Origin of the sequence: Teichococcus rhizosphaerae (assembly GCF_002631185.1) — a bacterium.
GTDB lineage: Bacteria > Pseudomonadota > Alphaproteobacteria > Acetobacterales > Acetobacteraceae > Pseudoroseomonas > Pseudoroseomonas rhizosphaerae.
On record NZ_PDNU01000023.1, the window covers coordinates 49,149 to 67,375 of the forward strand.

Annotated in this window: 14 protein-coding genes; 7 read left to right on the plus strand and 7 right to left on the minus strand. The window is 71.8% G+C overall.

All coding sequences use genetic code 11. The features are described 5' to 3' along the window. Nucleotides 1–11 precede the first annotated feature (11 nt). The 3 genes from CR162_RS12830 to CR162_RS12840 are packed head-to-tail and all read right to left on the minus strand — an operon-like array spanning nt 12 to nt 2,663. The gene (locus tag CR162_RS12830) at nt 12–662 is read right to left on the minus strand and encodes a flavin reductase family protein (RefSeq protein ID WP_099095926.1); all 651 of its coding nucleotides are present in this window, start codon (nt 660–662) and stop codon (nt 12–14) included. A 37-nt stretch (nt 663–699) separates the two neighbouring features. After that, nucleotides 700–1,671 carry a 2-hydroxyacid dehydrogenase gene (locus CR162_RS12835; RefSeq protein ID WP_099095927.1) on the minus strand — a complete coding sequence of 324 codons (972 nt, stop codon included), beginning with the start codon at nt 1,669–1,671 and terminating at the stop codon, nt 700–702. Between the two features lie 5 nt (nt 1,672–1,676). Beyond that, nucleotides 1,677–2,663 (minus strand): 2-hydroxyacid dehydrogenase, encoded by a 987-nt coding sequence (locus CR162_RS12840; RefSeq protein WP_099095928.1) that lies wholly within the window; start codon nt 2,661–2,663, stop codon nt 1,677–1,679. A gap of 163 nt (nt 2,664–2,826) precedes the next feature. On the opposite strand from CR162_RS12840, the gene CR162_RS12845 reads away from it, so the two are divergent. Together CR162_RS12845 and CR162_RS12850 are read left to right on the plus strand one after the other, a co-directional pair. Then, on the plus strand, nt 2,827–3,615 hold the full coding sequence (locus tag CR162_RS12845) for an SDR family oxidoreductase (protein ID WP_099095929.1): 789 nt from the start codon (nt 2,827–2,829) through the stop codon (nt 3,613–3,615). A 1-nt stretch (nt 3,616) separates the two neighbouring features. Then, nucleotides 3,617–4,888: a hydantoinase/carbamoylase family amidase gene (locus CR162_RS12850; RefSeq protein ID WP_245870336.1), complete on the plus strand. Its 1,272-nt coding sequence runs from the start codon at nt 3,617–3,619 to the stop codon at nt 4,886–4,888. Between the two features lie 42 nt (nt 4,889–4,930). Here the strand turns inward: CR162_RS12850 and CR162_RS12855 are convergent, their stop codons facing one another. Continuing rightward, complete coding sequence (locus CR162_RS12855; protein WP_099095931.1) at nt 4,931–7,489, minus strand: VCBS domain-containing protein; 2,559 nt, start codon at nt 7,487–7,489, stop codon at nt 4,931–4,933. Between the two features lie 140 nt (nt 7,490–7,629). Between CR162_RS12855 and CR162_RS12860 the strand changes: the two genes are divergently transcribed. After that, the gene (locus tag CR162_RS12860; protein ID WP_099095932.1) at nt 7,630–8,151 is read left to right on the plus strand and encodes a YaiI/YqxD family protein; all 522 of its coding nucleotides are present in this window, start codon (nt 7,630–7,632) and stop codon (nt 8,149–8,151) included. Nucleotides 8,152–8,425: 274 nt separating this feature from the next. Here the strand turns inward: CR162_RS12860 and CR162_RS12865 are convergent, their stop codons facing one another. Then, a complete protein-coding gene (locus tag CR162_RS12865; protein ID WP_099095933.1) occupies nt 8,426–10,801 on the minus strand; it encodes a penicillin acylase family protein in 2,376 nt (791 codons plus the stop codon). Between the two features lie 134 nt (nt 10,802–10,935). After that, complete coding sequence (locus CR162_RS12870; protein WP_099095934.1) at nt 10,936–11,703, minus strand: IclR family transcriptional regulator; 768 nt, start codon at nt 11,701–11,703, stop codon at nt 10,936–10,938. Between the two features lie 162 nt (nt 11,704–11,865). Between CR162_RS12870 and CR162_RS12875 the strand changes: the two genes are divergently transcribed. Then, nucleotides 11,866–13,317: an N-acyl-D-amino-acid deacylase family protein gene (locus CR162_RS12875; protein WP_099095935.1), complete on the plus strand. Its 1,452-nt coding sequence runs from the start codon at nt 11,866–11,868 to the stop codon at nt 13,315–13,317. A 41-nt stretch (nt 13,318–13,358) separates the two neighbouring features. Here CR162_RS12875 and CR162_RS12880 read toward each other — a convergent pair whose 3' ends face one another. Continuing rightward, nucleotides 13,359–14,735: an amidohydrolase family protein gene (locus tag CR162_RS12880; protein ID WP_176559833.1), complete on the minus strand. Its 1,377-nt coding sequence runs from the start codon at nt 14,733–14,735 to the stop codon at nt 13,359–13,361. Nucleotides 14,736–14,877: 142 nt separating this feature from the next. On the opposite strand from CR162_RS12880, the gene CR162_RS12885 reads away from it, so the two are divergent. The 3 genes from CR162_RS12885 to CR162_RS12895 all read left to right on the plus strand — a co-directional run bounded on the left by CR162_RS12885 (nt 14,878) and on the right by CR162_RS12895 (nt 18,166). Further along, nucleotides 14,878–15,465: a LysE family translocator gene (locus CR162_RS12885; protein WP_099095937.1), complete on the plus strand. Its 588-nt coding sequence runs from the start codon at nt 14,878–14,880 to the stop codon at nt 15,463–15,465. A gap of 158 nt (nt 15,466–15,623) precedes the next feature. After that, complete coding sequence (locus CR162_RS12890; protein WP_099095938.1) at nt 15,624–17,003, plus strand: class II 3-deoxy-7-phosphoheptulonate synthase; 1,380 nt, start codon at nt 15,624–15,626, stop codon at nt 17,001–17,003. A 20-nt stretch (nt 17,004–17,023) separates the two neighbouring features. Beyond that, the gene (locus CR162_RS12895; protein WP_099095939.1) at nt 17,024–18,166 is read left to right on the plus strand and encodes a beta/alpha barrel domain-containing protein; all 1,143 of its coding nucleotides are present in this window, start codon (nt 17,024–17,026) and stop codon (nt 18,164–18,166) included. Nucleotides 18,167–18,227 lie beyond the last annotated feature (61 nt).

Consider the following 18,227-nt stretch of genomic DNA (forward strand, 5'->3'; position numbering starts at 1 on the left):
GTGGCCGCGCCCTATTCGGTGGCGCCGGCCTTGCGCGCTTCCCACTGCGCCACGGTGGTGCGGGGGATCTCCAGCCGGTCCCGCGTGCGGGTGTACCAGGCGCTGCCATGCATGCGGCCGAGAAGCTCGAGCTTCGGCGTGTCGATGTAGTACTTCTCGGGGTTCAGCACGCAATCGTCCCGGACGTGCAGGGCCAGCACCCGGCCCAGCACCAGCGTGTGGTGGCCGACGGGCACGAGCTGGAAGGTCTCGCACTCCATCGCCGCCGGGCTCTCCGCGATGCGCGGCGGCGCCACGCGCGTGCTGGCCGCCTTCTCCAGCCCCACCTCGTCCAGCTCGTCCACGCCGGGGGGGAAGTCGGTGGCGGTGGCGCTCATGGCCGGGCCCAGCGCCTCGTTCACCAGGCAGACGACGAACTGGCCGGTGGCGCGGATGTTGGCCAGCGTGTCCTTCACCGGCGCGTCCTTCTCCGGGCGCGGGCCGCAGGAGAAGCCCACCACCGGCGGCTTGTCGCCGAAGGCATTGAAGAAGGAATAGGGCGCGGCGTTCACCACGCCCGCTCCATCCTGCGTCACCACCCAGGCGATCGGGCGCGGCACGATGGTGGACACCATCAGCTTGTAGGCCTCGCGGGTCGGGATCGTCTCGAAATCGAACAGCATGCGGGATTGTTTCCGGAGAAAGGGAGGAGGGGCTGTCTCAGCCCACCTTGTGCGGGGCGGGCTCGCCGCGCAGCAGCACGGCGTCGAGGTTGTCGAGGCAGCGGAAGCCCATGGCATCCCGCGTCTCCACCGTGGCGCTGCCGAGATGCGGCAGCAGCACCAGGTTGGGCGTGGTGTGGTAGCCCTCGAAGATGTTCGGTTCGCCGTCGAACACATCGAGGCCGGCGGCGCGCAGGTGGCCCGATTGCAGCGCCGCGCAGAGCGCCGCGTCATCCACCGTGGTGCCGCGCCCGGTGTTGACGACGATGGCGCCCCGCCGCAGCAGGGCGATGCGCCGCGCATCCAGCCAGTGCCGCGTGGCCGCGCCGCCGGGGATGTGCATGGAGAGCACGTCGATGGCGCCGAGGAACGCCGTGTCGTCGGCGTGGTAGGTGGCGCCCTGCTCCTCCGCCTCGGGCAGGCGGTTGCGGTTGCGGTAGTGGATCTCCATCCCGAAGCCGCGCGCCATCCGCGCCAGCGCCTGGCCGATCCGGCCCATGCCGAGGATGCCGAGGCGCTTGTTCTCCAGCGTCACGCCCATGAGCTGGGTGGGCGCCCAGCCGGTCCAGCCACGGGCGCGCACCAGCCGCTCCGCCTCGCCGCCGCGCCGGGCGGCGGTCAGGATCAGCAGCATGGCGATCTCGGCCGTGGCCACGCTCAGCACGTCCGGCGTGTTGGTCACGGTGATGCCGCGCGCCGCCGCCGCCGCCAGGTCGATATGGTCGGTGCCGACGCTGAAGGTGGCGATGACCTTCACGCTGTCCGGCAGGGCCGCGATGCTCTCGGCCTTCATCGGGTCGCCGGCGGCGCAGAGGATGCCCGCCGCGCCTCCCTCCGCCGCCGCCCCGGCGATCTGCGCGCCCGTCATCGGCACGTCGGCGGGGTTGGGGATGGTGATGTAGTCCCGCTGCGCCCGCGCCTCGACGGCGTCCGGAAAGCGGCGGGTCAGCAGGAGGGCGGGCTTGCTCATGCGGATCAGCTCCAGATCGGGTCGATGGGCGGGCGGCCGCCGAGCACGGCCGCGATGTTGTCGAGGCAGCGGTGGCCCATGGCGTCGCGCGTTTCCACCGTGCCGCTGCCGACATGCGGCGACAGCGCCACGTTGGGCAGCTCGATGAAGCGGCGGTCGAAGCGCGGCTCGCCCTCGAACACGTCGAGGCCGGCGGCGGCGATGTGGCCGTCGCGCAGCAGCGCGATCAGCGCCTCCTCGTCGATCAGCCCGCCGCGCGCGGCGTTCACCACCACCGCGCCGCGCGGCAGCAGGCGCAGCGTCTCGCCGTTCAGCACATGGCGGGTGGCGGGCGTCAGCGGCGAATGGAGCGAGAGGAACTGGCTCTGCCGCAGCAGGTCGTGCAGCGATGCCACGTAGTGCGCGCCTTCCTCCATGGCGGGCGGCAGCGGGGCCACGTCATGGTAGAGCACGCGCATGTCGAAGCCGCGCGCGCGCCGCGCGACCGCCCGCCCGATCCGCCCCATGCCGAGGATGCCGAGCGTCTTGTCCCAGACGCGCACGCCCAGGAAGTCGCCCATGCTGCGTGGCCCCCAGGCGTCTCGCCGCATCAGCGCATCGGCCTCCGGCAGGCGGCGGGCGGCGGAAAGCAGCAGGGAGAAGGCGAGGTCGGCGGTGCAGCCGGTCAGCACGTCCGGCGTGTTGGTGACGATGAGGCCGCGCGCCTTGGCCGCCGCCACGTCCACATGGTCGAACCCCACCGAGCAGGTGGCGGCCACCTTCACCTGGGGCGGGAGGGCGGCGATGTATTCGGCATCGAGCCGGAAGCCGGAGCTGAACAGCAGGGCCTCGGCGGCGTGGCCGCGCAGCAGGTCGAGCGATTCCTCGCGCCCGAAATCCCGCTCCACCGCGATGGCACCGTCATATTCCGCCGCCGCCCGGGCCGTGATGGCGGGCGGCATGCGCCGGACCGAGACGAGGCGATGGCGCGCTGCCGCGCTCTGTGCGGACATGGCTTCCTGAACTCCCGTGTTTTGCGGGTAGCTTAACCGCGTCCCCGGCCCTGGCCAGACCCCCCTTCCCAGGAATGCCCCACCCTGCCCGGAATGGCCGTCTTGCCAGGGGCGGGGGAAGGGTTCACCGTCCGCGCCCTTTCCTGTCGGGAGTGTGTGGACCATGGATCTGGGCCTGAGCGGGCGTCGCGCCCTGGTGATGGGGGCCTCGAAGGGCCTCGGCCGTTCGATCGCCGATGCGCTGGCGGCGGAGGGGGTGGCCGTCGCCGTCTCCGGCCGCAACCAGGAGAGCCTCGACCGCGTGGCGGCCGAGCTGCAGGCGCTCGGCGCGCCGAAGGCGGTCGGCATCCCGGCGGACGTGGCCGAGGGCGCGCAGATGGACCGCCTGGCCGATGCCGCCGTGGCGGCGCTGGGCGGCGTGGACATCCTGGTGCTGAACCATGGCGGCCCGCCGACCTGCTCGGCGCTGGAGATGAAGCAGGAGGACCTGGTCACCTGGTTCCAGCGCATCGTGCTCTCCCCCATCCGCATCGCCAACCGGCTGATCCCCGGCATGCGCGAGCGGAAGTGGGGCCGCATCCTGGCGGTGGGCTCCACCGGCATGGTGCAGCCGCTGCCCGGCCTGGCGCTGTCCAACACGCTGCGCGCCTCCATCGTCGGCTGGAACAAGACCCTCTCGGCCGAGCTGGCGGGCGAGGGCATCACCTGCAACATCCTGGCCCCCGGCGCCTTCGCGACCGACCGCACCGCCGAGACCCTGGCCGCCGCCGCCGCCAAGACGGGCAAGAGCATCGAGGCGCTGGTGGCCGAGCGTTCCGCCGCCATTCCCGCCGGCCGCTATGGCGAACCGCCGGAATTCGGGCCGATGGCCGCCTTCCTTGCCTCCGACAAGGCCGCCTACACCACGGGCCGCATCCACATCATCGATGGCGGGGCCGTCCGCTGTGTCTGAGATGGCCACCCGCCTGAACCTGGTGCCGGATGTCGAGCTGGCCGCCCGCATGTTCGACGAGCTGCGGGAAAGGAGCCGCGACGGCGAGGGCGTGACGCGCGAGGCCTATGGCCCCGGCGAGCGCATGGCCCACGCCCTCGCCCGGCGCGAGGCCGAGGCGCTGGGGCTGGAGGTGAGCGCCGACCCGGTCGGCAACCTCTACATGACCCTGCCCGGGCGCGACCGGGCGGCGCCGCGCGTGCTGCTCGGCAGCCATCTCGACTCCGTGCCCAATGGCGGCAACTACGATGGCGCGGCCGGCGTGCTGGCGGGCCTCGCCGCCGTCTCGGGCCTGAAGCGGGCGGGCTTCACGCCGGGGCGCGACATCGTGGTGATGGCGACGCGGGCGGAGGAGGCGGGGGCCTGGTTCCCCACCTCCTATCCCGGCAGCCGCGGCGCGCTGGGCCGGCTGAAGCCCGAGGAGCTGCAGGTGCGGCGCCAGGACAGCGGCCGCACGCTGGCCGAGCACATGCGCGAGGAAGGCTTCGACCCCGACTTCGCCGCGCGCGGCGAGCGCGTGCTGACGCCGGAGAACACCGCCGCCTTCCTGGAGCTGCATATCGAGCAGGGGCCGGTGCTGGACGCGGAGCGCATCCCCGTGGCCATCGTCACCGGCATCCCGGGCAGCCGGCGGCTGCGCCAGGGGCGGGTGCTCGGCGAGTACAACCATTCGGGCGGCACGCCGCGCCGCTACCGCCGCGACGCCGCCATCGCGCTGGCCGAGCTGGCGGTGGCGCTGGACGAGGAATGGGCGCTGCTGGAGGCGCGCGGCCACACCCTGGTCGTCACCTTCTGCACGCTCGCCACCACGGCGGAGGCGGGCTTCACCAAGATCCCCGGCGAGGCCACCTTCATGCTGGACGTGCGCAGCGTGAACCCGGCCAGCGTCGATGCCATCTTCGCGGCGCTCGCGCGCAAGGTGCCGGAGATCGAGGCGCGGCGTGGCGTGCGCTTCGATCTGGGGGCCGAGACCGGCTCGCTGGCCTCGCCCATGGATGCGGGCCTCCGCGCCGCCCTCGCCCGCGCGGCGGAAGCGGCAGGGGTGCGGCACCGCGAGATGGCCTCGGGCGGCGGGCATGACGCGGCGGCCTTCGGCGCGGCCGGCATCCCGGCCGCCATGCTGTTCGTGCGCAACCAGAATGGCAGCCACAATCCGCACGAGGCGATGCGGATGGAGGACTTCGCGGAAGCCTGCGCCGTGGTGACGCACTGGCTGGCCGAGGCCGCGGGCTGAAAGCGTGGGCCGGGAAGGCATCCCATCCCGGCCCACGCCTTCTCAGACGATGCTGACGGGCGCGCCGAAGGCCACGTTGTCCAGCCACAGGTCGGCGAGGCCGAACACGGGCGCTTCCTCCTCGCTGAAGATCACCGCGGCGAAGCCGAGCTGGTAGGTGCCGCTCTCCTCCACGGTGAAGTAGAGGTTGCTCCAGTCGCCGCCCGTTTCCGCGACCACGTAGATCTGGGCGTGGTCGTCATTCTGGAGCGAGATCAGGCCCAGGGTCTCGTAGCCGCCGGGTACGTCGTTCGCGAGCCAGAGATCGAAGGACACGGTCTGCCCCGCCTCGAGCTGCACCGTCGTCTTGACGGCGGAAGCCTCCAGATGGAGAGGCGCCGGCACGACGATCTCGGTGCCGCCCAGGAAGGCCGTCAGCCCCGCGAGATCGGCGCCCGGCACGAGGCCCGGAATGGCCGACATCAGCACTTCCCCGGCTGGAAGGTCGTTGGCGTCCATCACGGTGCCGAAGCTTTCCCAGCCCTGCAGCCCGTCCTCGAAGGTGAAGTCGATGCCCGGCGCCTCGTCCGTGCCGGCGATGGTGATGGCGATCTGCGTCTCGGTGCCGTCCGCCGCGCGGACGGTAACGGTGTCGGTCAGGCTGTCGCCTTCCTCCAGCGCCTGCACCTCGGGGCGGTCATGGCCGGCGAAGGTGTAGATCCAGTCGCCCTCGCGGGAGATGTAGAGGCTGCCATACGCGCTCTCCACGACATCCTCCTGGAAATAGGACTGGCAGCGGTCCGGGTCGTGGATGGTCAGCGTGCCGAAGGCGGTGGCGATGTCGTCCTCGACCACCGTGCCGGTGCTGAGGCCGCCGAAGGTGGGCGCCTCCGGCAGGTCGCTCACGCTGAGGGTGAAGGGGGTGACGACGGAAAGCCCGTGCCCGCCACGGTCCGTCGCCGTGACGTTGAGGCTGACGGTCGCGGCCTCCTCATGGTCGAGGGCGATCCCGTCCCGCAGCTTCAGCAGGTTGCCCACCACCTCGAAGCGGCCGTCATCCACGCTGAAGGCATGGGTGTCCCCCGCATCCGGGTCGATCGCGGCGAGGGTGCCGACCACCGCGCCGGCGGCGTTCTCCCACAGGTTGTGGCCGCTCAGGCGGATGTCGGAGGGCGAGTCGTTGCTGTCCAGCACCGGCAGGGTGAAGCTCCGCTCGGTGACGAGGCCATGCGAGTCGGTCGCCTTCACGCAGACGGTGATCTCCGCCTCCGCCTCGAAGTCGAGCGAGACGCCGTCCCGCAGCTTCAGCAGGTTGCCGTCCACCACCTCGAAGCGCGCATCCTCCGTGCTGAAGCACAGGCTGTCGCCGGCATCCGGGTCGGTGGCGGAAAGCCGGCCGAGATTGGCGCCGGCCAGGTTCTCGTGGAGCGGGACCGTGTCGAGGGCGAGGGCGGCAGGGGCCTCGTTGATGTCGCACACCGCGAGGTCGAAGGCGCGGGTGACGGACAGGCCGGTGGCGTCGGTCGCGGTGAGGGCGAGGCGCAGCGCCGGCTCGGCCTCGAAGTCGAGGGCGATGCCGTCCTTCAGCTTCAGCACGCCGTCCACGACCTCGAAGCGCTCGTCATCGACGGACCAGGCGAAGCTGTCGCCATCCGGGTCCCGCGCCTCCACCAGGCCCACCACGGCGCCGGGCCGCGCCTCCTGAAGCACCCGCTCGCCCGTCAGGGTGATCTCGGTGGGCGCCTCGTGGACGGGCCGGGCGCAGCGCTGCTCGCGGATGCCGTGCTCCAGGTAGTGCAGCATCGGGTTGATGCCGGCGGCGGCGACATCGGGGTTGTCGGCCAGGTACTTGGCGGCATCGAACTCGGGCGAGGGGTTGCGCTGCTCGCGCCAGCCGAAGCGCAGGTAATGCTCCAGCGGGTCCATGCCGGAGGCGGCGACGTCGGGGTTCTCCGACAGGTAGTGGTCGCGGTCGAACACGGCGTTGGCGGCGCGGCCCTCGGCGCGGCCGAACAGCACGTAATGCTGCTGCGGGCTCATCCCCGAGGCGGCGACATCGGGGTTCCGCGCCAGGTAGTACTCGGCGTCGAAGCCCATCACCTGCAACGACCCCGGCGTCGCGGAGCGGCCCTCGAAGCGGCCATGGGCGATGTAGTGCTCGAGCGGGTTGATGCCGGAGGCGGCGACATCCGGATTGGCGGCCAAATAGGCGTCCGTGTCGAAGAAGGGGGAGGGGTCGCGGCCCTCCAGCCAGCCGAAGACGCGGTAATGCGTCAGCGGGTCCATGCCCGAGGCGGCGACATCCGGGTTGGCGGCCAGATAGGCCTTCGCGTCGAACAGCCCGCCGGTGTCGCGCCCTTCCCGCCAGCCATGGGAAGCGTAGTGGCCATCCGCGTCCAGCCCGGCCAGCCACACATCGTGGTTGCGGCTGTAGTAGAGCAGGTCATCGACCAGCAGGTCGCCATTCGTGTCGTCCACCGTGCCGTCGGCGAAGACATAGCGCCCGCCCGCGGCAAGCTCGGTGCGCTCGCCGCCCGGGCCGCGGATGGTGACCACGCCGCCATTCTGCACGATGGTCGCCTCGGTCAGACGAAAGCTGAAGGTTGTGGTGTTGATGGACATGATTCCCCCGAACCAGCAGGCGCTTTCCAGAAATTCGTCGGAACTGACGGTTTTTTATACGTTGTTAATTAATTCGTTGTCCGATCAAAAATTCGTTTTCATGGAATCATTAGTGAGGCAATGTAAGGAGAGTACTCGCCATGACTGACCAAGGCCTGCAAGCGCCTGAAATCTGGGTGGATGGCGATGCCTGCCCGGTGCGGGAGGAAGTCTTCCGCGTGGCCGGCCGGCTCAACCTTGTGGTGCACGTCGTGTCGAACGGGGCGCGCGGCATCCGGCTGCCGGAGGCGCCCTGGATCCGCCGCGTCATCGTGGCCGAAGGGGCGGACGCCGCCGATGACTGGATCGCCGAACGGATCCGCGGGCAGGATCTCTGCATCACGGCCGACATCCCGCTGGCCTCGCGCTGCCTGGAGCGCGGCGCCCGCGCGCTGGCGCCGAACGGCCGTGTCTGGACCACCGACAACATCGGTAGCGCCCTGGCGGGGCGGGAGGTGGCGCGCCACCTGCGCGAGATCGGCGCCGCCACGCGCGGGCCGGCGCCGATGGCCGCCGCCGACAGGTCGCGCTTCCTGTCGGCGCTGGAGACGGAGGTGCAGGCGGCCATCCGCGGCGTGCGCGGCGCGGCGCCGACGCTGTGGCGGCCAGGGCTGGAGTTCTGAGGCGGCGGCGAGGGCTGGCGGCCTCTCCCCCCCCGCCTCATCCTTCTCCGCCGGTCAGGTCATGGGGGCCTCGGGCGCCGGCAGGGCCCGCACCTTCAGCGTGCCCGGAGGGCGGCGGGGATCTCCCGCCGCACCGGCGCGGCATCCTGGCGCGCCGGCGGCCACCGGCGAGCAGGCCGGCCTTGCAGGGGCCGCCAACCGCCGGATGCGCGGCCCGCGCATGAGGGGAGATGCCCCGCCGCGCCGGCGGTTGCCCCGGGCGCCTCCTGGCGGCTCAGCCGGCGGGAACCAGCACGATGTGCTGCATCTCCATCGCGTCCACCGCCTCGCGCGAATAGAGCAGGGGCACGTATTCGCCGCGCGCCCAATGCGGCGCCAGGTCGGCGTAGTGCGGCGAGGCCGGGTCGCCGGACTGGCCGGGGGCGTTGATGCACAGGCTGTTGTCCCAGGCCCCCACATCCATCACCAGCCGGACGGAGGCGCCGTAGGTGCAGCGGAAATCGCCGGGCCGGTAGCCGGTGTGCATCGGCGTCGAGGCGCTGCCGCCCACGGGAAAGGGGCCGACATCGAGGTTGCCGGCCTCCGGCGCCACGCCCATCAGCGCGTGGCTGAAATAGCCCTGGTGCAGCCGGCCCCATTGCCAACCGGCGGGAGAGACGCCCATGCGCGCCTCGCAGTCGCGGAAGGCGGCGAGCAGGCACTCGGTCAGCAGCGCGTCGCGCGCGCGGGCGGGGTCGGGGCCAAGGCGCGCATCGGGCCGCTCCAGCGCGCGCAGCAGGCTCTCCATGTCCTGCGGCAGCAGCAGCGGGCGCAGCGTGGCGTCCGGCACCAGCGCGGCCAGCAGGCGGGGCTTGAGGTGCTTGGTGAGGAAGACCTCGAACAGCGCGGCGGCGGCGCTGTCGGCTTCCAGCCGGTGGTCCCAATCCTCCAGCAGCGTGCGGGCGGCCCACAGCTCCGGCTCGGCGCCGCGCGGCAGCGCCAGCAGCAGCGCGCAAAGGCGGCGGGCGGGGAGGGAGGTCACGTCGGTCTGCAGGTCGGTGGAATCGGCCAGCGTCAGCAACGGGCCGCGCGTCAGCGCCTCGCGGATGCGGCGGGCGCGGGACGCCTCCGTCCACTCATAGCCGAAGGTCTTCGTCGCGTGTGGCCAGTCGGCCGGCATGTTCTGCTCGTTGGCGCTGTGGACGAAGCCTTCCAGCGGGTCCACCCGCCACGGATACTCGGCCGGGTCCAGCATGCCGGACCATTCGTGGCTGCCGTCGCCCGGCACGGGCAGCAGCCCGTCCCAGTTCGGCCGCTGCGGCGCGAAGCCGGCCGGCGCCCAGGCCACCGTGCCGCCCACATCGGCATAGACCTTGTTGACCGAGGGCGTGCCCCAGCGGCGTAGCGCGTCGCGGAACTCGTCCAGGCTGCGCGCGCGCATGGAGGAGAGGCTGCCGAGATAGGGCGCCGCGCCCGGCTGCGACCACACCGTGCGGATGGCCACCGCCCGCCGCGCCGCGCGATCCTCGGCGATGACGGGGCCGTGGCGGGTGAAGCACAGCTCCAGCACCTGCTCGGGGTGGCCCTTCACCGCGAAGCGCTCCTCCACCACCTCCATGGCCTCGAAGCCGTCGCCGTGGCGGTAGTGGCGCGGCATGTCATGCGCCATCTCGTAGACATAGACGTCCTCCTGGTCCGCGCCATGGATGGTCAGCGCGAAGGCGGCGGTGCCGTTATGGCCGATGGAAATGCCGGGCACCCCCGGCTCGCCGGCGCCGATGGCGTTGAAGCCCGGGCTTTCCAGATGGACGATGTAGCGCAGCGAGGGCGCGGCATGCGCCCGGTGCGGGTCGGAGGCCAGGATCGGCCGGCCGCTCTCGGTGCGGCTGCCATGGATGGCCCAGTTGTTGGAGCCCTCCATCTCGGCGCCCTCCACAATCTCGCCCAGGTCGGTGACGCCCGTCCAGCGCCGCCACGCCTCCAGCGGCGCGGCCAGGCGCTCGGGCGAGAAGGTGACGCCGGCGGTGGCGAGCTTGAACTGCGTCAGCACCTCGAGGCCCAGCGCGGACAGGTCGAGCCCCGCGGCGCGCGCCGGCTCCTTCATCGGCTCCAGGTTCTTGCGCAGCAGGTCGGTGGCGAGGTCGGCGCGGCTGAGCACGATGGCGCGCAGCACCTCGGACAGCGCGTTGCGCGTCAGGCTGTGGCTGCGGATGCGCACCACATCCTCCGCCGACCAGCGCTGCGGCCGGGTGCCCATGGCGGCGAACTCGGGCGGCAGGCGGCGCGGTTCGGCCTCCACCAGCGCCACATAGGCGTTGATGCCGGCCACAAAGGCCTCGCAGATCGCGCGCGCATCCGGGGCATAGGCGGCGAACTCGGCCTCGATGTCGCCGCGGTAGAGGAACAGGCGGGAGGCGCGGTCCTGCGCGAGATAGCCCGGCCCGAAATCGGCGGCGAGCAGCCCGAGGCCGCGCTTGCGCCAGAGGTCGATCTGCCACAGCCGGTCGCGCGCCGCGTTGAAGCCCTGCGCCAGGAACAGGTCGTGCTCGTTCTCGGCCCGCAGATGCGGGATGCCCCAGCGGTCCACATGGATCGAGGCGGGCTGCCGCAGCCCGGCCACGGCAATCCGCTCGTCTCGCAGCAGCGGCTCGGTGGAGGTGGTCTCAGTCATCGGTCACAGCGTCCCTGGCAGCGCGTGGGCGCGAGGCTAGAAGCCCGATGCCCGCCGCGCAATCCGGGCAAAACCCTGGATGGACAAGGCGGTATCGGTGTGCGATTGCCGCCCCGTCCAGCCGGACTGCGCCCTCAGCGGCCGCTGCCGCCGCTCAGCGCCCGTGCCGCCTCCAGCGCCAGCGGCGCGAAGCGCGCGGCGAAACGCGCGGCCGGCCATTCGGCCAGCGAGCCGGCCACATGGATCGCCCCCACCGGCCGCCCCTGCTGGTCGAGGATGGCGGCGCCGATCACCACCTCGCCGATCAGCATCTCCTCCTGCGCCAGGCAGTAGCCCTCGCGCCGCGCCAGCTCGATGCGGGCCAGGATGGCGTCCGGGTCGAGCAGCGTCTTGGGCGTGACGGGGCGCAGCTCGGCGCGGTCGAGCAGCGCGGCGACCTCATCACGCGGGAGGTGCGCCAGGCAGGCGCGGCCGCCGGCGGCGCTGAAGCTGGGCAGGCGGCGGCCCACCAGCGTGGCGAAGAAGGTTTCCCGCTTGGTCTGCCGGCGCAGCGCGTAGACGATGCTGGTGCCGTCGAACAGGCTGAGATCGACGCGCTCCCCGGTGCTGCGCTGCAGGTCGATCACCACCGGCGTGGCGCGCTCCACCAGCGGGCGGCTGCGCAGGAAGTCGAAGCTGCGGTCGAGGATCTTGCGGCCCGGCGTGTAGCCCCGGCCATTGTGCCCGCGCTCCAGGTAGCCGAGCTTGAGCAGGGTGTGCGCCATGCGCTGGGCGGAGCTGCGGTCGATGCCCGAGATGGCGGCCAGCTCGTTCAGGCTCAGCTCGCCCGGCTGCCGGGAGAAGGCCTCCAGCAGCGCCAGTCCCTTCTGCAGGGATTGCACGAACAGCCTGTCCTCCGCCATCGCCGGCCCCTCACATTGTGCGGGGCGTCTTGGGGCCGCCGCGGCCATGGCGCAAGAGCGAAGGGGAAAAAGCCGCCCGCCGCACGGCCCGGGCCTGGATCAGCGCGCCGGACGGAGGCATGATCGACCGCCCCGCCGCCTGCCAAGAGGATCTGTTTCGCCATGGCGCTCCGCTGCGACCTCATCATCCGAGACGCGACCATCTTCGACGGCACCGGCGGGCCGCGCCGGGTGGGGGATGTGGGCGTCTCCGGCGACCGCATCGTGGGCGTGGGCGACCTCGGGGGCATGAGCGCCGACCGCGAGGTGATCGGCACCGGCAAGGCCATCGCGCCGGGCTTCATCGACGCGCACACCCATGACGACCGCGCCGTGCTGTGCGGCCCGCAATGCACGCTTTGCAAGATCAGCCAGGGCGTCACCACCGTGGTGGTGGGCAATTGCGGCATCAGCCTCTCGCCCATGCGCCACACCGCCAAGCGCCCGCCCGCGCCGCTCGACCTGCTGGGCGACGAGCAGTGGTGGACCTTCGACAGCTTCGGCGACTACGCCCACGCGCTGAAGGCCAAGGGCAGCGAGGTGAACACCTACGCCCTGATCGGCCACCAGACGCTGCGCGTGGAGGCCATGGGCGGCGACCCCTACCGTGCGGCGACCGACGCCGAGATCCTGCGCATGCAGACGCGGCTGAAGCAGGCGCTGGCCGAGGGCGGCTCCGGCTTCTCCACCGGCCTCTACTACGCGCCCAACGCCCAGGCCTCCACCGAGGAGGTGATCGCGGTGGGCGAGGCGATGCGGAGCACGGGCGGCCTCTACGTCACCCACATGCGCGACGAGGCGGACAAGGTCTGCGCCTCGATCGAGGAAACGCTGAAGATCGCCCGCCGCCTCGGCGTGCCGGCCCATATCAGCCACCACAAATGCTCGATGCCGGAGAACTATGGCCGCTCGGTGCAGACGCTCGCGCTGATCCAGGCCGCCGCCTCGATGCAGGAGGTGGCCTTCGACATGTATCCCTATCCGGCCGGCTCCACCGTGCTGATGCCGGACCGGGTGCGGGATGATCTCCGCACCATCATCACCTGGTCCGTCCCCTATCCGGAGATGGCGGGCAAGGACCTCTCGGAGATCGCGCGCGGCTGGAACACCGACCTGCGCGCCGCCGCCGAGCGGCTGACGCCGGCCGGCGCCGTCACCTTCCAGATGGATGAGGAGGATGTGCGCCGCATCATGCGCCACCCCCTTTCCATGATCGGCTCGGACGGGCTGCCGCATGACGAGAAGCCGCATCCGCGCCTGTGGGGCACCTTCCCGCGCGTGCTGGGCTTCTACACCCGCCAGCTCGGCCTGTTCGACATGGAGACCGCCATCCACAAGATGACCGGCCGCGCGGCGCAGGTGTTCGGCATGGTCGATCGCGGCGTGCTGCGCGAGGGCGCCTATGCCGACCTCGTGCTGTTCGACCCGAACACGGTGATGGACAACGCCACCTTCGAGAATCCGGTGCAGATGAGCGTCGGCATCGAGGAGGTGTGGGCCAATGGCGTGGCCACCTTCGCCAAGGGCCGCGAAACGGGCGAGAAGCCGGGCCGCCTCGTCACCCGCAACCGCTGAGGCGGGCGGGGAGGGGCGGCCCCTCCCCGCGCTGTTCCCCGTCAGGCGGGGCCGGTGGAGACCTGCCGCCCCGCCTGCCACACCGCGGCGATGCGCCGGCTGTTGCCGATATCGGCCAGCGGGTCGGCCGAGAGCACCACGAGGTCGGCCCGCGCGCCCTCGCGCAGCACGCCGCGTCCTTCCATGCCAAACAGCGTCGCCGTGCCCTCGGTGGCGATGCGCAGCGCCTCGGCCGGTGGCAGGCCGGCCTCCACCATCAGCGACAGCTCGCGATGCTCGGCGAAGCCCGGCAGGCGCAGCGGCGTGCCGCCGGAATCGGTGCCGAAGCCGATGCGGATGCCGGCCTCGCGCAGGATCATCAGGTTGCGCTGGTTCATCCGCACGGAGGCGCGGTGCCGGTCCGCCTTGGCGCGCTGCGCCGCCTTCCAGGGTTCCTCGCCCATCCGCGCCCGCAGCTCCTCCGTGGTGGCGGCGCGGAAGAACGGGTCCTGGGCCAGCTCCGGCCGCTCGAGATAGAGGTATTCCGCCTCGTCGATCTGGATGGTCGGGATGTAGCCGGTGTTGGCCTGCCGCATGGCCTGCACCAGCGCCGCATCCGCCTCGGCGTTGCGGATGCCGTGGCCGAGGATGTCCACCCCCGCACCGACGGCGATGTGGGCGTGCTTCACGTCGTGGATATGCGCCACCACCGGCAGGTTGTGCCGGTGCGCCGCCTCCACCGTCGCGCGCACCATCTCGGGCGGCATCATCGGCAACTGGCCGCCGGCATCCTCGATCCAGAGCTTCACCGCGTCCACGCCCAGCCCGGCCATGCGGTCCACCGCGGCGCGGGCGCCGGCCGGGTCGCTGGCGCGCATCACCTGGTCCTCGTCCAGCTTCATCAGGGCGGGGGGCGGGGCGCCGCCGGGCAGGCTGAGGCCGGGCCCCGCGCCATAGAGCGTGGCGCCGCGGAGCCGGCCTTCCTGGCTTTCCCGCCGCAGCGCGTGGAAGGGCGGCGGGCCCATGCCGAGCGCGACGACGGTGGTGAGGCCGAAGGACAGGTAGCGCTGCAGCTGCGCCTCCACCCCTTCCCGCGTGAAGAGGTGCCGACCCGCCTCGGTGCCCACCACATGGCCGATATGGCTGTGCCCGGCGATCAGCCCCGGCAGCACCACCTGCCCATCGAGGTCGACCCGCCGCGTACCCTCGGGCAGCGTCGCGGTGCCGTCCGGCTGGATGGCGTGGATCTTGTCCCCGGCCAGGAGCAGCGTCGCCGGGCCGCGCAGGGCGGTGCCGTCGAAATAGCGTGCGCCCACCAGGGCCACGCGTTCCCCGCCCTGCAACGAGGCCCCGGCCGGCTGGGCGCGGGGGGCACGGAGGGAGGCGCCGAAGGAAAGCGCGGCGATGCCGAGCAGGGCGGCGCGTCGGTGGAAAGGCATGGGCTCGTTCCTCCGGGATTTTCTTGTGATGGTTTGTAAGGGAAGCCCCATCCACAAGCCAACCGGAACGAAGGCCCGGGGCAGGCGCCCCTGTTGAGTCAGCAATATTGACCTAATTCGCGGGAGGGGTTTAGTTGCGGTCATGGAAACGTTGCTTCCCCTGTTGGGCTTCGCCATCGCCGCCTCCGTCACGCCGGGGCCGAACACGTTGATGGTGGCGGCCATGGCGGCGCGCGGGGGCGCATGGGCGCCGCTTCCCGCCATGTTCGGCATTTCGCTGGGCTTCGCCGTCCTGCTGCTGGTGGCGGCGCTGGGGCTCGCGGCGCCGCTGGCCGCCAGCCCGGCGGCCCAGGCGGTGCTGCGCTGGGTGGGGGCGGGGTGGCTGCTCTGGCTGGCCTTCCGCGTCGCCACGGCGCCGCCGCCCGAAACCGGCCCCTCGGCCCGGGTGATGGGCTTCTGGGGCGCCGCCGCCTTCCAGTGGGTCAATCCCAAGGCCTGGCTGGTGGGGCTCGCCGCCATTGCCGCCTTCTCGGCGCCGGGCGAGGGCCTGCTGGGGAGCGGCATCCGCATCGCGGCGGTGTTCGGGCTGGTCTCGATGCCGGCCCTGGGGGTGTGGGCGGCGCTCGGCGCCGGCGCTGGCCGGGCGCTGCGCACCGCGCGGGCGTGGCGGATCTTCAACCTGGTGATGGGCCTGCTGCTGGCCGCCAGCATCCTTCCCCTGCTGCGCTGAGGGGGGCGGGCGGGCGCGCTCCGGTTGGGGTGCCATGCCCTTGCGTCCGGCCTGGGTCGCGGCTTTCATGCGCCCTGGGGATGCTTCGGGCGTAGCACTGGGCGGCGCGCTCGGTCTATCCTGGCGGGCCAAGAAATAGTCTGAGGACGCTGAGTGTCATGACGGTGCGCGGGTGGCAGCCCGGAAGCTGGCGGGAAATGCCGATCCGGCAGGTTCCGGAATATCCGGATCAGGCCAGGCTGAACAACATGGAAGCCAGGCTCGCGAGCTTTCCCCCGCTGGTTTTTGCAGGCGAGGCCCGCAGGCTGCAGCAGGCCCTGGCCCTCGCCGGGCAGGGCCGGGCCTTCGTGCTGCAGGGCGGCGACTGCGCCGAGAGCTTCGCCGACTTCAAGGCCAACCCGATCCGCGACACCTTCCGGGTGCTGCTGCAGATGGCGGCGGTGCTGACCTTCGGCGCCTCGCTGCCGGTGGTGAAGCTCGGCCGCATGGCCGGCCAGTTTGCCAAGCCCCGCTCCTCGGACACCGAGACGCAGGACGGCGTGACGCTGCCCTCCTACCGGGGCGACATCATCAACGGTCCCGAATTCACCGCCGAGGCGCGCATCCCCGACCCGTCGCGGATGGAATTCGCCTACATGCAGTCCGCCGGCACGCTGAACCTGCTGCGCGCCTTCGCCACCGGCGGCTATGCCGACCTGCACGAGGTGCATCGCTGGAACCTCGGCTTCGTCGCCCGCTCGCCGCTGGCGGACCGCTACCAGGACCTGGCCAACCGCATCGACGAGACGCTGCGCTTCATGGCCGCCTGCGGCGTGGCCTCGGCGCCGCAGATGCGCGAGACGGAGTTCTACACCAGCCACGAGGCGCTGCTGCTGCCCTATGAGGAGGCGCTGACCCGCGTCGATTCCACCACGGGCGACTGGTATGCCTGCTCCGCCCATTTCCTCTGGATCGGCGACCGCACGCGGCAGCCGGATGGCGCGCATGTGGAGTTCCTGCGCGGGGTGAAGAACCCGCTCGGCCTCAAGGTCGGCCCCACCACCGACGCCGACGAGCTGGTGCGGCTGTGCGAGCTGCTCAACCCCGACAACATCCCCGGCCGCCTGACGCTGATCAGCCGCATGGGCGCCCAGAAGGTGGCTTCGGCGCTGCCGCCGCTGCTGCGCGCCGTGCAGAAGGCGGGGCGCGAGGTGGTGTGGCTGTGCGACCCGATGCACGGCAACACCCACACCGCCGGCAGCTACAAGACCCGCTCCTTCGACGCCATCCTGGCCGAGCTGCGCGGCTTCTTCGACGCGCACCAGGAGGTGGGCACCTGGCCCGGCGGCGTGCATGTGGAGATGACCGGCAGCAACGTCACCGAATGCGTGGGCGGCGCCCACCGGCTGACGGAAGCCGACCTTTCCGCCAACTACGCCACCTTCTGCGACCCGCGGCTGAACGCCGAGCAGGCGCTGGAACTGGCCTTCCTGGTGGCGGAGGAGCTGAAGGCCCGCCGCCCGGAAGGCGCGGCGCTGCCCCTGATCGCCGCCCAGTGAGCGGAGATGCCAAGCCGGCGATGGTGGATGACACCGCCATCGCCCGCCAGACGGACGCCTATTTCAACCGGACCAAGGCGATCGTCGGCCGCTTCGGGGATGCGCGGGTCACCTATGCGGTGTTCATGCGCCGCCCCGTGGTGTCCGCGCCGCGGCTGATGATCGACTGGCTGGAGCAGGTTTCCGCGGCGCGCGGCACGCCGTTCGAGATCGAGCTGATGCACAAGGAAGGCGAGTGGGTCGGCGCCGGTGACCCGATGATCTACCTCACCGGCTCCTTCCACGCGCTGTCGGACCTGGAGACGCTCTACCTCCAGAAGCTCGGCCCCGCCTGCGTGGCGGCGCACAACGCCTACCAGATGGCGCTGGAGCTTCCCAACGCCGCCTTCCTGGCCATGGAGGCCCGGCACTGCGCCGGCGCCGAGATGCAGGAGATGATGGCCTATGCCGCGTCCGTCGGCAGCGCAGCCGCGCAGCGGGAAGGCGCCAAGGGCTTCATCGGCAACGCCAACGACGCCACGGCCCACTGGTTCGGCAAGAGCCATGGCTACGGCACCATGCCGCACGCCCTGATCGGCTACGCCCGCAGCACGGTGCGCGCCGCCGAGATGTTCCACGAGACCTATCCGGACGAGCCGCTGACGGTGCTGGTCGACTATTTCGGCCGCGAGGTGACGGACAGCCTCGGCGTCTGCCAGCGCTTCCCCGAGCTGGCGGAGAGCGGGCGCCTCGCGGTGCGGCTCGACACGCATGGCGGCCGCTTCCTGGAGGGGCTGGACCCGGCGGAGTCCTACGCCGTGCTGGAGCGGCATGTGCCCGGCGCCATCCGCCGCTACCGCTCCGAGACGGAGCTGCGGCACCTGGTGGGCACGGGCGTCTCGGCCGCCGCCATCTGGCGCATCCGTGAGGCGCTGGACGGGGCGGGCTTCCCCAAGGTGCGGATCGTCGCCTCCTCCGGCTTTGGCGTGACCAAGTGCCGGGTGATGAACGAGGCCCGCGCGCCGATCGACGTGGTCGGCACCGGCAGCTTCATCCCCAACACCTGGAGCGAGACCTACGCCACGGCCGACATCGTGGCCTATGACGGCGTGGCGCGCGTGAAGCTTGGCCGCGAGTTCCTGCTCCAGCGCAACGGTGCCCGCAGGAAGGCCACCGCCAACTGACGGAAGGAAGAGGAGGAGGGGCTCCGGGGAGGAGAATTCCTTCTCCTGCCCGGTGCCTCAC

Coding starts and splice junctions, on each gene's coding strand:
- CR162_RS12845 (WP_099095929.1), top strand. CDS start 2,827: ATGGATCTGGGCCTGAGCGGGCGTCGCGCCCTGGTGATGGGGGCCTCG.
- CR162_RS12860 (WP_099095932.1), top strand. CDS start 7,630: ATGACTGACCAAGGCCTGCAAGCGCCTGAAATCTGGGTGGATGGCGAT.
- CR162_RS12850 (WP_245870336.1), top strand. CDS start 3,617: ATGGCCACCCGCCTGAACCTGGTGCCGGATGTCGAGCTGGCCGCCCGC.
- CR162_RS12855 (WP_099095931.1), bottom strand. CDS start 7,489: ATGTCCATCAACACCACAACCTTCAGCTTTCGTCTGACCGAGGCGACC.
- CR162_RS12830 (WP_099095926.1), bottom strand. CDS start 662: ATGCTGTTCGATTTCGAGACGATCCCGACCCGCGAGGCCTACAAGCTG.
- CR162_RS12865 (WP_099095933.1), bottom strand. CDS start 10,801: ATGACTGAGACCACCTCCACCGAGCCGCTGCTGCGAGACGAGCGGATT.
- CR162_RS12890 (WP_099095938.1), top strand. CDS start 15,624: ATGACGGTGCGCGGGTGGCAGCCCGGAAGCTGGCGGGAAATGCCGATC.
- CR162_RS12835 (WP_099095927.1), bottom strand. CDS start 1,671: ATGAGCAAGCCCGCCCTCCTGCTGACCCGCCGCTTTCCGGACGCCGTC.
- CR162_RS12895 (WP_099095939.1), top strand. CDS start 17,024: ATGGTGGATGACACCGCCATCGCCCGCCAGACGGACGCCTATTTCAAC.
- CR162_RS12880 (WP_176559833.1), bottom strand. CDS start 14,735: ATGCCTTTCCACCGACGCGCCGCCCTGCTCGGCATCGCCGCGCTTTCC.
- CR162_RS12840 (WP_099095928.1), bottom strand. CDS start 2,663: ATGTCCGCACAGAGCGCGGCAGCGCGCCATCGCCTCGTCTCGGTCCGG.
- CR162_RS12875 (WP_099095935.1), top strand. CDS start 11,866: ATGGCGCTCCGCTGCGACCTCATCATCCGAGACGCGACCATCTTCGAC.
- CR162_RS12885 (WP_099095937.1), top strand. CDS start 14,878: ATGGAAACGTTGCTTCCCCTGTTGGGCTTCGCCATCGCCGCCTCCGTC.
- CR162_RS12870 (WP_099095934.1), bottom strand. CDS start 11,703: ATGGCGGAGGACAGGCTGTTCGTGCAATCCCTGCAGAAGGGACTGGCG.